Here is a 14,024-nt window from a genome sequence, read left to right on the forward strand (position 1 = left end):
GCCCTTCAGTGGGCGGCCTCGGGGTGCCCGTACTGCTTGAGCTTGCGGTAGAGCGTGGCCACGCCGATGTCGAGCTGCTCGGCGGTGCGCGCGCGGTTGCCGCCGTTCTGCGACAGCACCGCGAGGATGTACTCCTTCTCCATGTCCTCCAGCCGGCGGGGGTTGCCGGTGGGTACGAGGCTGGGAGGCGCGGCCCGGACCTCCTCGGGCAAATCCTCGCGCTCCACGCGCTGGCCCTCGCACAGGGCCACCGCGCGCTCCACGGCGTTGCCCAGTTCACGCACGTTGCCGGGCCAGCCGTAGCGCAGGAGCTGATCCGCGGCCTCGGGGGCGAGGCCCGCCACCTTGCGGCCCAGCCGCTCCGACGCCTCGGCGAGCAGCAGCCGCGCCAGGGGGAGGATGTCCTCGCGCCGCTCGCGCAGCGGGGGAATCTTCAGCTCGATGACGCGCAGGCGGTAGTAGAGGTCCTGGCGGAAGCGGCCCAGGCGCACCTCCTCGGCGAGCTCCCGGTTGGTGGCGGCCACCACGCGCACGTCCACCTTGCGGCTGGTGTTCTCCCCCACGCGCCGCACCTCCTTCTCCTGCAGCGCGCGCAGGAGCTTGGCCTGCATGGACGCGGGCACCTCGCCCACCTCGTCCAGGAAGAGGGTGCCACCGTGGGCCGCCTCGAAGAGGCCGGCGCGGTCATGCGTGGCGCCGGTGAAGGCGCCGCGCGCGTGGCCGAACAGCTCGCTCTCCAGCAGGCTCTCCGTGACGGCCGCGCAGTTGACGGCGACGAAGGCCTTGTGCGCGCGGGTGGACTCGTCGTGGATGAGGCGGGCGATGCGCTCCTTGCCCACGCCGCTTTCGCCGGTGACGAGCACCGTGGAGTCCACCTTCGCCGCGCGGCGCGCCAGGTTGATGACCCGCAGCATGGCCTCCGAGCGCGCCACCATGCCCGCCGGGTCCTCCGTCACGCCCGCGCGCGCGAGCGACTGGCGCTTCGCGCGCAGCTTGCGCTCGGCCTGCTTCAGCGCGTCCGTCACCTGCGCCAGCACGCCCTCCATGCACTGCGTCTCGTAGAAGCGCAGCACCTCGGTGCACTCGGTGCTCCACTCCTCGGCGGGGCGGCCGACGAAGTGGCAGGCCGCGTCGCCCTGGCCCACGCAGCGCAATTCCGTACCGTAGATGGGCTTGCCGTTGACGAAGCTCATGTAGCCGGACGCGAAGCCGGTGAGGCTCCAGCACACCGGCTGGTCCGCCCGGCCCAGGTGCAGCAGGTGCTGCTCGGCCTCGTAGGAGTCGCGCCACTGCGCCTCGGCGAAGGGCTCGGGGCCCTCGTCGGGCCGGCGCTCCACGCGCTCCACGCGGACCTGCCCCTGGAGGGTGTGCAGGCGGCCACCGGCCCGGCGCCACACCGACTCGTCCGGCCAGGGCACCGCCGTCTTGAGCGCCTCCGCCGTCCGCCAGCCGTGCGCGTAGCCCAGCCGCGTGAAGATGCCTCGCGCCGCCGTCATCCCCACCAGGTCGATGAGCTCCTTGCGCAACAGCCCCAACGCCACCGGGTCCATCAGCACCGCACGCTGCCCCGCGAAGTGGATGAGTCCGCCTCCCGGCTCGAAGGACAACAGCTCGTTCAAGCCCAGCTCGAATCCGCCAGCCACGGTGTACGACTCCCTTCCAGAGTGAGTTGTCTCTCTATCGTTATGAGAGGCCCGTTGCACGCGCCGCCAGAGGACTGGAGTAATTCCAGGGGGTTGTCATGTCACGTGCCCTGGTCCTGGGGTTGCAGTAGAAGGCGCCCATCATGGGCGACGGACTGGACAGGCGCGAGGTACTGCAAGGAGCGGCAGCCATGGGAGTGTCGGGCGTGCTGGGCGCCGGCCAGGCGGGCAGCCGGGCGCCGGCGGTGTTCGTGTCGCACGGCTCGCCCATGGTGGCGCTGGACTCGGACGACTACCCGAAGGCGCTGAAGACCTTCGGCGATGGCGCGGCGGCGGCGCGGGCGCTGGTGGTGGTGTCTGCGCACTGGGAGACAGAAGGCGAGGTGCGCGTCACGACGAGCGCCACGCCTCCGCTCATCTATGACTTCTATGGCTTTCCGGAGCCGCTCTACCGGCTGAAGTACGCGGCGCCGGGAGCGCCCGCGCTGGCCGGGGACGTGGTGGCGCGGCTGAAGGAGGCCGGCCTGCCGGCGGTGGCGGACGCGGAGCGCGGGCTGGACCACGGCGCCTGGGTGCCGCTGCTGCACGCCTTCCCGGACGCGAAGTTGCCGGTGGTGCAGGTGTCGATGCCGCTCGGCGCGAGCCCCGCACAGGTGGCGCGGATGGGCGAGGTGATGCGGCCGCTGCGCGCGCAGGGCGTGCTGCTCATGGGCAGCGGCGGCATCGTCCACAACTTGCGCCGGCTGAATTTCCAAGAGAAGAACGCGTCCGTGGAGCCGTGGGCCCAGGCTTTCGACGGTTGGGTCGCGCAGAAGCTGATGGCGCGGGATTTCTCCGGCCTCCAGCAGTGGTTGGATGCACCGAATGCGCGGCTCGCGCATCCGAGAGCCGAGCACCTGATGCCGCTGTATTTCGCCCTCGGCGCCGCCCTCCCCGAGGACCGTCTCACCCCCGTATTCGAGGGCTTCCATCACGGAACCTTGTCGATGCGCAGCTTCGCGCTGCGCGCCTGAAACCGCAGAACCCCAAGGAGCACGCACCCCATGAAGACGTCTCTGAAGAGCGCTGTTGCCCTGATGTTCGCCCTCCCGTCGCTGGCCCTGGCCTCCACCTGGGATGTGGACAGCGCGCACTCCGCCGCCGGCTTTTCCGTGCGGCACATGATGGTGTCCAACGTGAAGGGCTCGTTCGGCGACGTGAAGGGCGCCGTGAACCTGGACGACAAGGACATCACCAAGTCCACCGTCGAGGCGACCATCGACGTGTCCACCATCAACACCGGCAACGCCAAGCGCGATGAGCACCTGAAGGCCCCGGACTTCTTCGACGTGGCCAAGTTCCCGACCATCACCTTCAAGTCGACGAAGGTTGCCAAGGCCGGCCAGGGCAAGCTGAAGGTCACCGGCGACCTGACCATGCACGGCGTCACCAAGGCCGTCGTCCTGGACGTCGAGGGCCCCTCCAAGGAGGCCAAGGACCCCTGGGGCAACACCCGCACCGGCGTGGCGGCGACCACCAAGCTGAACCGCAAGGACTTCGGCCTGACCTACAACCAGGCGCTCGAGACGGGCGGCGTGGCGGTGGGTGAGGAAGTCACCGTGAACCTGGAGCTCGAGCTGGTGAAGAAGGCCCCCGAGGCCGCTGCCAAGCCGGCCCCGGCCCCGGCCCCGGCGGCGACGGACAAGAAGTAGTCCGAAGCACAGCCCACGCTGAATGACGGAGGGGCCTCCCACGCTGGTGGGGGCCCCTCTTTCATTTGCGGGCTGTCTCGTGGAGGAGGGCGCGCCCGGAGTGGAGCGCGCCCCTTCCGAGGTGTGGGCCTCAGCCCTCCGCCACCGCCTGCACGCTGGAGCGGTAGATGAAGATGCGGGCGGTGTTGGTGCGCTGGTCCGCGGGGATGACGAAGAAGCCCGGGGTGGCGCCCTTGAAGTCCTGCGAGAAGCCCGCGACCTGGCGGCCGTCGTTGAAGGTGACGCGAATCTTCTGCCCCTCGGCCTGCGGCTGGCGCGAGCCGGCGGTGAGCATGAAGAAGATGGCCTTCACGCGCTTGCCTGGAATCTGCTCGGGCGCGTAGCCGCTCTGCTGCTCCAGGGAGATGACCTCGTCGAGCAGGTCCGCGTCGCGGATGGTGCCGCGCTTCACCTGGCCCTCGACGGTGTGGATGATGACGCGGTGCTCGCCCTCCACGAAGGAGGTGATGGGCGCCGAGTCCACCACGGCCGGCTGGGCGAAGAACGGCTCGCGCGCGGCGCGGAGCTGGTTGGCGGGCGGCGTGGGCTCGGCGACGGCGGGGGCCACGGCCGGCACGGCGACGGAAGCCCGGGTGTTCGGGGCGGCCGTCACGACGGGCGAGGGCGGGATGACGACCGGGGTGCTCGCGGAGGCCCTGGGCGCCGGGGCGGCGCTGGCGGGAGTCCGGAGGACGGACGACACGGCGGAGGAAGCCACGGCGGCGGCGGCCATGACGGCGGCGACAGGCGCGGGCGGAGGCGGCGCGTAGGCCGCGGGCGGCGGCTCCACGGACTCCTCCACGAGGTCGATTTCAGCGAGCTCCTGCTCGGACTCGAGTTCCACCGGGACTTCTTCCTCGGCGGGCGAGGGCGGCGGGGCGTCGAGGCTGACGTCCACGGCGTCATGCTCCGCCGAGGCGAAGTCCTGGGCCTGGGTGCCGAAGGGGCTGCTGCCGGACTGCCAGGCCGGAGCCGCCGGGGGCTCCTCGGCCCACGGCTGCTCGGGAGTGGCGGGCTCCTGCTCCCAGGGCACCGCCTGGGCGGGCGCGCCGAAGGGCGAGTCCGTCTGCGCGGGCGTGGAGTTCCATTCCGGCTCGACTTCGACCGGTGCGTCGCTCCACTCGGACTGGGCGGCCTCGGTGGGCGCGTCGGTGACGGAGATTTCCTCGGCGGGCGTCTCGCTCCACTGCGAGGAGGCGGCGGACTGCTGCGCGCTCCACTCGGGAGCGGGCTCGGCCTCCGGCGTCACCCACTCGGGCTGGAGCTCCTCGGGAGCGGCCTCGGCCGCGGGCGTGGCCCACTCGGCCTGGACGGCGTCGGCGGGGAGCTCCTCCATGGGGGAGGCCCACTCGGCCTGGGCGCTCTCGGGAGCGGCTTCGGCGGTGGGGGCGCTCCACTCGGGCTGCGCGGGCGTGGCGGCGGCCCACGCGGGCTGGGCACCGTCGGCCGCGGGCTCGGACCACTCGGCCTGGACGTCCTCGGGCGCGAGCTCCTCGACGGGCGTGGCCCACTCGGGCTGGGCGGCCTGCGGAGCGGCGTCGGGGGTCCACTCGGCCTGGACGGCCTCGGGAGCCAGCTCTTCGACAGGCGTGGCCCACTCGGGCTGTGCCTCGGCGGGAGCGGCTTCAGCGGTGGGGGAGGCCCACTCGGCCTGCACATCCTCGGCGGCGACTTCTTCGGACGCGCTCCACTCGGCCTGGGGGGCGGCTTCGGTGGCAGGCGTGGCCCACTCGGACTGAACGGCCTCGGGAGCGAGCTCCTCGGCGGGCGTGGCCCATTCGGCCTGAACCGCTTCGGCCGGAACTTCCTCGGCGGGCGTGGCCCACTCGGCCTGGGCAGTCTCGGGGGCGAGCTCCTCGGCGGGCGTGGCCCACTCGGACTGCACGGCGTCGGCGGAGATCTCTTCCGCGGGAGTGGCCCACTCGGGCTGGGCGGCCTCGGGCGCGGCTTCGGCAGGCGTGGCCCACTCGGGTTGCACGGCGTCGGCGGCGACTTCTTCCGCGGGAGTGGCCCACTCGGGCTGGGCGGCCTCGGGCGCGGCTTCGGCAGGCGTGGCCCACTCGGACTGCACCGCGTCCGCGGCGACCTCTTCAACAGGCGTGGCCCACTCGGGCTGGGCGGCCTCGGGTGCCGCCTCCTCGACAGGGGGCGCCCACTCGGCCTGGAGCTCGACGGGTGCGGATTCTTCGGCGGGGGCGGCGGTCCACTCGGACGGCGCGGCCTCGGTGGCGGGAGTCGCCCACTCGGCCTGCTGGGCGTTGGCGGACGCGTCGTCCGTCTCCGCGCTGGCCCACTTCGACGCCGTGGCGGCGCCCGGGTCGGTCGCGGGCGTCTCGGCCGACACCCATTCGGGCTGCAGCTCGATGGCCGCTGACTCCTCGGAGGTGCTGGACGTCGCGGTGTCCGGCGTCCACTCGGACTGGAGCTCCACCGCCGAGGTGTCGGCCGTGTTGTTCCAGGCCTCGCCGGTCGTACCCATTTCCGACACGAAGTCGGCATTGCTCGCGAGCGGCACGGCGTCCGCCGAGTCCCCGCTCCAGCCGGCAACAGTGGACTGTCCGTCGCTCCGGAGCTCCATGCCCCGGTCATCGGCGGACGTGAAGCTGCGGTACTCGACGAACTCGCCCGCGGCTGCGAGCGGCACCGCCTCCTCGGGGTTGCCGCTCAGGTCGAACATCTCCTGGGAGGAAGGCGGGCCCACGTACTCGCTCGCGGCGGGAGCGGCAGACCCACCGGCAATCTCGAGCGTGTCGGCCTGGAGGTCCGGGCCCACCTGCACCGAGCGAATCTCGAGCGACGGCACGTCAGACGTCGCGAACGGAGACCCGGCCTGTGCCTCGGGCTCCACCTCGGTGCCGAGGTCGGCCGCGTCGAACGTGGGCGGCTCCGAGCTCTCGGGGGCCGACTCGATGTCCATGACATCGAGCGACGGTTCCTCCGCGCCGGGGGCAGAAGCCTCCATCGAGGCGAAGTCCGTCGCGTCGGCGGCACCCAGCTCCATCGTGGGCACGCTCTCCTCGGAGCCAACAGACGAGGCGGGAGCGGACTCCTCGCTCACGTCGGAAGCGTCGAGCGCAATCTCCTCGGCCGTTGCCGACGCGCCCTGCTCCCAGGTCGCGCCCGCTGCGTCCGGAGACTCCACCGCGGCAGACACTTGCGCGTCCTCGTAGCCGGAGTCCGCGTAGGGCTCGGCCTCGCTCACGTCGGAAGCGTCGAGCGCAATCTCGGCCGGGGCGGCCTCGCTCACGTCGGACGCATCGAGCGCAATCTCGGAGGAAGACGCCTGCGACTCGCTGACGTCGGAAGCGTCGAGTGCAATCTCCGCCGGGGCGGCCTCGCTCACGTCGGAAGCGTCGAGCGCAATCTCGGCCGGGGCGGCCTCGCTGACATCGGAAGCATCGAGTGCAATCTCCGCTGGAGCGGCCTCGCTCACGTCGGACGCATCGAGTGCGATTTCCGCCGCACCCGTCAGGTCCTCGGGAGCGCTCTCGCTCTCGGCGGACTGGGTGAGCTGCACCGAAGAGGCCTCGGCCTCCGTGCTCGCCAAGTGCGCAGTGCTCTCGGTGGACGCATCGAACTCCGCGGACGTCTGGGCCTCGGCAGGAGTGCCCGAGTCCCAGGCGCCTGCCGCGTTCTCTTCGAACGAGTTCGGTTCACCCGAAGCGCCCGCGTTCCACTCGGTCGCCGTGTTCTCCTCGAACGAGGTCGCCTCGCCAGGCGTTACCCACTCACTTGCCGCGTTCTCGGCGACCGGAGCCGTCTCGCCCGATGCGCTCGCGTCCCACCCACCGGTTGCGTTCTCAGTGCCCGGAGCCGCCTCGCCCGAAGCGCCCGCGTCCCAGTTGTTCTCCTCGAACGACGACGTCTCGGCAGGCGTGCCCGAGTCCCATGCACTCGCGGCGACTTCCGCAACGGGAGTCGCCTCGGCCGGAGTGCCGGAGTCCCAGGTGCTCTCCGCGTTCTCGGCGAAGGTGCCCGTCTCGGGCGGGGTGCCGGAGTCCCAGGTGCTCGCGGCAGCCTCGGCAACCGGAGTCGCCTCGGCCGCAGTGCTCCACTCACCCGCCGCGCCCTCTTCGAGAGAGGCCGTCTCGCCCGGCGTGCTCCACTCGCCCGCCGCGTTCTCCACGGCCGGAGTCGCCTCGGCCGCGGCGCTCCACTCACCCGCCGCGCCCTCCTCGAACGAGGCCGGCTCCGCCCCGACCGAGCTCCAATCGTTCGACGCAGCCTCCGCAGCCGGCTCCGCCTCGACCGAGCTCCAATCGTCCGACGCAGTCTCCGCGACCGGAGCGGCCTCGTCCGCAGACGCGGCCTCGATCATGTCGGAGGCATCGAGCGCAATCTCCGCGCCCGCCTGCGCTGCATCCGTGGCGACCGCCCCGGTCTCCTCGGAAGCCCCCGAAGTCGTCGCGCCCATGTCCTGGGCCATGAACTCGACGTCGGCATCCTCGGCCGGAGTGGCATCCTCCATCGCCGCGACCTCGATGAGGTCACCCGCGTCCGCGACCTCACCCTGCGCGGCCTCCACGGCGAGCGGGGCGGATGCCCACGCTTCGTCCATGGGCGTGTGCTCCTCGGCCAGCAGGGGCTCGCTCTCGGCCGTTGCGTCGACCAGCTCGACCTCGGAGGACGCCACCTCCAGCTCGGCGGACGCCGACTCCACGTTCTCGGGCGCGGCGGGAGCCTCCGGCTCCGACTCGACCTCCATCGACAGGTCGGCGAACGACGCCTCCAGCGACGCCTCGGGCTCGGTGGCGGAAACGGACTGGGCCTGCTCCGGCTCGCCGATCGAGGAGAAGTCATCCTCCGCAACCGTCGCGCTCGAAGCCTGGGGCAGCGGCTCCGCGCTCTCGGCCGCCGCGTCCGACTCCATCAGGTCCACGCTGACGTCCGCGAACGAGGCGGACGGGTCCGGGGTGGTGTCGACCGAAACGTCCCCTTCCGACACCTCGAGCACGTCCTCGGCGGGGGCCGCGGCCTCGACGGCCGGCTGCTCCTCGGAGCCCTGCGTCTCCTGCTCCGGAGCGGCCGGGGTCTCCGCGGCGCCAGGGGTCATCCACGGCGCGGGCTCGCTCAGCGCGGGGATGTCGATGTCGTCCGCACTGAGGGCCAGCGCATCCTGCTCGGCGGGAGCCTGCGGCGCGTAGCCGTTCGGGTCCTGCTGCCCATAGCCGGAGTAGGGCTGCTGCTGCGCATGGCCCGCATAGGCCTGCTGCTGCGCGGGGTCCGCGGCGTAGCCCTGCTGCGCGTTCGGATCAGTCTCCCAACCGGCATGGCCCTGCGGCGCGTTCGGGTCATAGCCCGGCTGCGCATAGCCCTGGTTCGGGTCGTACCCGCCCTGCGCGTTCGGGTCATACGCCTGCTGATTCGGGTCGTACCCGCCCTGCTGCGGGTAGCCCGCGTAGGCCTGCGCGTTCGGGTCATAACCCGGCTGCGCATAGCCCTGGTTCGGGTCATAACCCGGCTGGGCGTAGGCCTGCGCGTTCGGGTCATAACCCGGCTGCGCATAGCCCTGGTTCGGGTCATAACCCGGCTGGGCGTAGGCCTGCGCGTTCGGGTCGTAACCCGGCTGCGCGTAGCCCTGGGCGGGGTAGGCGTACCACTGGCCGTCCGCGCCGTAGTAGCCCTGGGGCTGCTGCTCGGCGTAGCCAGCGGGGTAGGCGTACCACTGGCCATCCGCGCCGTAGTAGCCCTGGGGCTGCTGCTCGGCGTAGCCGGCGGGGTAGGCGTACCACTGGCCATCGGCGCCGTAGTAGCCCTGGGGCGCCGCCTGCTGCTGCCAGGCGGCCTCGGACACGGGGGCCGCATCCTGGATGCCCAGGAGCCCGCGCAGCTCATTCCAACGAGCCTCCTCCACCGGAGACAGGCTTCCCAGCTTCCGCTTCTCGTCCAAGAAGCGAAATTCTCTCATCGCCGCGCGCGTGTCCGACATCCGTCACCTTGCTGCGGACAGCGTACTTCGCAGGGTACTGCCGCAGCGTGAATGGGGGGCTGCGAGTGTAGGGGACTCCCGGGGAGGGGTAAACCAATTGGACCGGGCTCGGTTGGCAGCCTCCCCTACTGGAGAGCAGCCCGCACGTCCTCGTCGAGGGAGGCCAGGGTCTCCCCGTAGTGGTCCCGCAGGGCCTCCTCGATGGGTCTTCCCCCTCCCACCTCTCGGATGAAGGTGATGAGCCGCTCGGCCCCCCCCCGCCGCACCAGCTCCCTCACGGCGATGGCGGACGTCGCATAGGCAACGCTCGGGTTCCTGGAGAAGATGAGGGACTGATCCGCCATTTCCGCCAGTCGGGGCAGCTTTCCGGCCTTGGCCGCGCTGGTCATCGCGTTGCGGACGATGCGGTTCGGCGGGGACTCCTCCCCCAGGTAGCGCCACTCCACGTACTCGGCCAGCCCCTCGTTGAGCCAGACGGGCAGGGTGTCCCGAGCCCCCTGGGTGTAGCTGTCGAGCACGGCGTGGACGTACTCGTGCACCAGCGTGGCCCGGGTCTCCTGGCTCATCTCCGCCGCGTCGTTGATGCGGATGGCGTCGTCCGAGTAGAGCCCGGCGATCATCTGGGCCCGCTGCTTGCCGAAGTGGAGGCTGAACTCCTCGCGGGTGTAGAGGATGACGTCCACCGGTCTTTCACGCGTCTCGCCAATCTCGCGCAGGGTGAAGTCGTAGGCCTCGTCCAGGGCGGCGACGACGCGGCCCTCGTAGTCGGCGCGCTGGCCGAAGTCGCGCTGGTTGTTGAAGTAGCGGATGACGAAGCGGCTGTTGGAGCGTGTTCGCATGCCCCCCGTGTCCGTGCCGGACTCGTAGGTGAGGCTGGCCGAGCGCGTCTCGCCCTTGTCCCCACGCCCCGTCGCCGGGGCGACCTCCAGCTCCGTCCCCGCCGGCCGCCGTCCTCCCCCCTTGCCATTCATGAGCTGCTCCAGCCGCTCCGCCTCCTTGCGCGCCGCGCCCTCCTCGTTCGTCTTCGCGCGGGCCTGCTGCACCAGTCGCTTCGCCTCGGCGGCCTCGCGCGAGCGGGGCGGCACCTTCTCCAGCACCGCCAGGGCCCCCGCGGCGTCCTGCTCCTCCAGCAGCAGCCGGCCCAGCTCCAGGGGGAAGGCGCCGTCCTTGGGGTGCTTCTCCATGCCCTTTCGCAGGGCGGCCTCGGCGGAGGCCCGCTGGTCCGTCTTGCGCGCCGAGCGGGCCAGGCACCGCAGCGCACCGGCGGACTCGTCGTACACGGCGGCGCGCTCGCCCAGCGAGTACGCCATCACCGGGTCCTCGCCCAACAGGGCCTCGCACCCCTTGAGGAGCGCGCCGGAGATGGTGCGGCGCTGCGCGTCCGGCACGTCCTTCACCTCACCGGAGGCGAAGGCGAGGTACAGGTCCTCCCAGGCGCGGCTCGCGGCCAGCTCCTTCGCCTTCTGGGCGGACGGCGGCGGGGCGGCGGCGAGGACCAGGGCGACGAGCAGGGCACGCATGCCCGCCAGTATGGCCGAGCCCCCGCGCAGTCATGCAAGACCCCCTTGCCGTCCCGGTGTTACTTGCGTGCCACCTGCCAGCCGAGCTGGTGCAGGGCCTGCATCAGCTCCTCGATGTGGCCGGGGCCGGTGGTCTCCAGCGTCACCTCCACCATGGCCTCGCCCAGGCCCGCCTTGGAGAAGGCGCGCTCGTGATGGATTTCCACCACGTTGGCGCGCAAATCCGCCACCTGGCTGGTGAGCTTCGCGAGCATGCCGGGCCTGTCGGGCAGCCGCACCTCCAGCTGCACCAGGCGCCCCGTCTTCACCAGGCCGCGCTCGATGATGCGGCTGATGACGTTCATGTCGATGTTGCCGCCGCTGAGGATGATGGCGGTGCGCTTGCCCTTCGCCTGCGGCACGTCGCCGCTGAGCAGCGCGGCCAGGCCCACCGCGCCCGCGCCCTCCACCACGCTCTTCTCCTGCTCCAGCAGCGTGAGGATGGCGGCCGCGATTTCCTCCTCGTCCACCGCCACCACGTCATCCACGTACCTCTGCACCATGGGGAAGGTCAGCTCGCCCACGCGCTTCACGGCGATGCCGTCCGCAATCGTGGTGCCCGCGGCGGTGAGGTCCATCAGGCGGCCGGCTTCGATGGACGCCTTCATGCTGGCGATGGTGGCCGTCTGCACGCCCACCACGCGGATGCCGGGCTTCTTCTCCTTCAGCGCGCAGGCGATGCCGGAGATGAGCCCGCCGCCGCCGATGGGCACGAGCACCACTTCCAAGTCCGGGCACTGCTCCAGGAGCTCCAGGCCGATGGTGCCCTGGCCGGCGATGACGTGCGGGTCGTTGAAGGGGTGGACGAAGACGGAGTCCTCCTCCTTCTGGATGCGCAGCGCCTCCGCGTAGGCCTCGTCGAAGTTGGAGCCCTTGAGCACCACGCGCGCCTTGTACTCGTCACGCGTGCGCGACACCTTGATGAGCGGCGTGCGCTCCGGCATCACGATGGTGGCTTTGATGCCGAGCCTCAGCGCGTTGTACGCCACGCCCTGCGCGTGGTTGCCCGCCGACGCGGCGATGACGCCCCGGCGCCGCTCGTCCGGCGACAGCGTCAGCAGCTTGTTGAGCGCGCCGCGCTCCTTGAAGGCTCCCGTGCGCTGGAGGTTCTCCATCTTGAAGAACACCGCCGCGCACTCCGTCTTCTCCGTGAAGTAGTCGGACTGCGGGCACGGGGTGGGGCGGATGACCTGACGCAGGCGCTCCCGCGCGGCAAGGATGTCCTGGAGGGTGACCATGTGGGGCGCGTGTACCGGATGCGGGCCCCGGGCGGAAGAGACACGCGCCGGGCAGCCGTCCTGTCGAGCGTCCCGCTGCAATGCGGCACGTCCACCGGAGGACACCCGGTGGCACCGTGCCGGGCCGCGTCAGATGCCGCGCAGCACCGTGGCCTTGCCCACCCGGCCGATGGCCAGGATGTAGGCGGCCGTCCGCATGGAGACCTTCCGCGAGCGGGCAATCTGCGCCACGCGCTCGTAGGCCTCCTTCATCGTCTTCTCCAGCTCCGCGTTGACGCGCTCTTCTTCCCACGACAGGTGCTGGAGGTTCTGCACCCACTCGAAGTAGCTCACCGTCACGCCGCCCGCGCTGGCGAGCACGTCCGGCACCACGAAGATGCCGCGCTTCTCGAAGATTTCGTCCGCCTCCGGCTGGGTGGGGCCGTTGGCGCCCTCGATGATGAGCTTCGCGCGCACCGCGTTGGCGTTGTCCCGCGTCAGCACGTGGCCCAGCGCGGCGGGGATGAGCACCTCGCAGTCCGCGGTGAGCACGTCCTCGTTGGTGCACGGCGTGCCGCCCGTGAAGCCCGTCACCGTGCCGGTGCGCTTCACGTGCTCGAAGAGGGAGGGGATGTCCAGGCCCTGCGGGTTGCGCACGCCGCCCAGCACGTCCGCCACCGCCACCACCACGCCGCCGTCCTCCCAGAGGAGCTGCGCGGTGTGGCTGCCCACGTTGCCAAAGCCCTGCAGCGCGAAGCGCGTGCCCTTCACGGGCAGGCCCAGGTCCCTCATGATTTCACGGCACACGTAGAGCAGGCCGCGCCCGGTGGCCGCCTCTCGGCCCTTGGAGCCATAGAGCTCCAGCGGCTTGCCCGTCACCACCGCCGGCGAGTGGCCGTGGTAGCGCGAGTACTGGTCCATGATCCACGCCATCACCTGGGGGTTGGTGTTGACGTCGGGGGCGGGGATGTCACGCGTGGGGCCGATGACGTCCTGTATCTGGTCCACGAACTTGCGGGTGAGCCGCTCCAGTTCCTTGATGGACAGCTGCGACGGGTCGCACGCGATTCCGCCCTTGGCGCCGCCATAGGGCACATTCACCACCGCCGTCTTCCACGTCATCAGCGACGCGAGCGAGGCGCACTCGTCCTGGTCCAGCAGCGGGTGGTAGCGCAGGCCGCCCTTCATGGGGCCGCGGCTGTTGTCGTGCTGAATCCGGTAGCCGAGGAACGTGCGAATCTCCCCCGAGTCCATCTCGATGGAGACCTGCACCTTCACCTCGCGCAGGGGCGTGGCGAGCAGCGTCTCGATGGGGGTGCCGACGTCCATGATCCGCGCGGCCTTGCGGAAGAAATAGTTGGTGCCGTCGACGGCGCTCATGGCTCGAATGCTCCTCGCGCGAGACCTTAACAGAAGGGGTGCGCTACCATAGGAAACTGCCATGCCGGCCGGCCCGCCAGACCTCGCCTCCGCGAGCGGATACCTGAAGGAACTGGCCCGGCGCATCCGCGCGCTGCGCGAGCGACGCGGACTCACTCAAGAGGACTTCGCCGCCCGGTGCGGCATCTCCGTCTCCTTCGCGTCCCTGCTGGAGCGCGGCGAGCGCAGCCCCAGCTACGAGACGCTCCTCCAGGTGGCCTCCGCGCTGGAGATGCCCCTGTGGGAATTGCTCCGGCTGGACGACACGCAGGACGTGGGCCTGCACCGGCTGGAGGCCTTCGCCCGGGCCCGCCGCCTGTCGCGGATGGACCTGGACCGGCTGCTGGCGGTGGCGGAGGTGCTGTTCAGCGAGGACGGCGCCCCTGGAGTGGCGGCGTCCCGCCCCGAGCCCGCCCGCTGCGGCGAGCCCGGGTGTGGCAAGCCGGTGCTCGCCCGGAGCCTGTGCACCGCCCACTACCATCGTGAGCGGCGCAGGAAGGCGGCCGGAGCGGGCACCGCGGGCTGAC

8 protein-coding genes are annotated in these 14,024 nt (G+C 71.3%); 3 read left to right on the forward strand and 5 right to left on the reverse strand.

All coding sequences use genetic code 11. The features are described from left to right. Nucleotides 1-5: 5 nt before the first annotated feature. A complete protein-coding gene (locus OV427_RS32610; protein ID WP_267860113.1) occupies nt 6-1,643 on the reverse strand; it encodes a sigma-54-dependent Fis family transcriptional regulator in 1,638 nt (545 codons plus the stop codon). Nucleotides 1,644-1,786: 143 nt separating this feature from the next. Between OV427_RS32610 and OV427_RS32615 the strand changes: the two genes are divergently transcribed. Next, entirely contained in the window at nt 1,787-2,656 is an 870-nt protein-coding gene (locus tag OV427_RS32615; protein WP_267860114.1) for a DODA-type extradiol aromatic ring-opening family dioxygenase, read from the forward strand. Nucleotides 2,657-2,686: 30 nt separating this feature from the next. After that, entirely contained in the window at nt 2,687-3,334 is a 648-nt protein-coding gene (locus OV427_RS32620; protein ID WP_267860115.1) for a YceI family protein, read from the forward strand. A gap of 130 nt (nt 3,335-3,464) precedes the next feature. Here the strand turns inward: OV427_RS32620 and OV427_RS32625 are convergent, their stop codons facing one another. The 4 genes from OV427_RS32625 to OV427_RS32640 form a co-directional block, all read right to left on the reverse strand. Next, nucleotides 3,465-9,302 (reverse strand): DUF6982 domain-containing protein, encoded by a 5,838-nt coding sequence (locus tag OV427_RS32625; RefSeq protein WP_420718299.1) that lies wholly within the window; start codon nt 9,300-9,302, stop codon nt 3,465-3,467. 125 nt (nt 9,303-9,427) lie between these two features. Continuing rightward, a complete protein-coding gene (locus OV427_RS32630; RefSeq protein WP_267860117.1) occupies nt 9,428-10,822 on the reverse strand; it encodes a peptidase MA family metallohydrolase in 1,395 nt (464 codons plus the stop codon). A 59-nt stretch (nt 10,823-10,881) separates the two neighbouring features. Next, entirely contained in the window at nt 10,882-12,099 is a 1,218-nt protein-coding gene (gene ilvA, locus OV427_RS32635) for a threonine ammonia-lyase (RefSeq protein WP_267860118.1), read from the reverse strand. A 129-nt stretch (nt 12,100-12,228) separates the two neighbouring features. Then, the gene (locus OV427_RS32640) at nt 12,229-13,458 is read right to left on the reverse strand and encodes a Glu/Leu/Phe/Val family dehydrogenase (protein WP_267860119.1); all 1,230 of its coding nucleotides are present in this window, start codon (nt 13,456-13,458) and stop codon (nt 12,229-12,231) included. A 61-nt stretch (nt 13,459-13,519) separates the two neighbouring features. On the opposite strand from OV427_RS32640, the gene OV427_RS32645 reads away from it, so the two are divergent. Continuing rightward, the gene (locus OV427_RS32645) at nt 13,520-14,023 is read left to right on the forward strand and encodes a helix-turn-helix domain-containing protein (RefSeq protein WP_267860120.1); all 504 of its coding nucleotides are present in this window, start codon (nt 13,520-13,522) and stop codon (nt 14,021-14,023) included. Nucleotide 14,024: the final 1 nt, after the last annotated feature.

This window comes from Pyxidicoccus sp. MSG2 (assembly GCF_026626705.1).
In the GTDB taxonomy this organism is placed as follows: domain Bacteria; phylum Myxococcota; class Myxococcia; order Myxococcales; family Myxococcaceae; genus Myxococcus.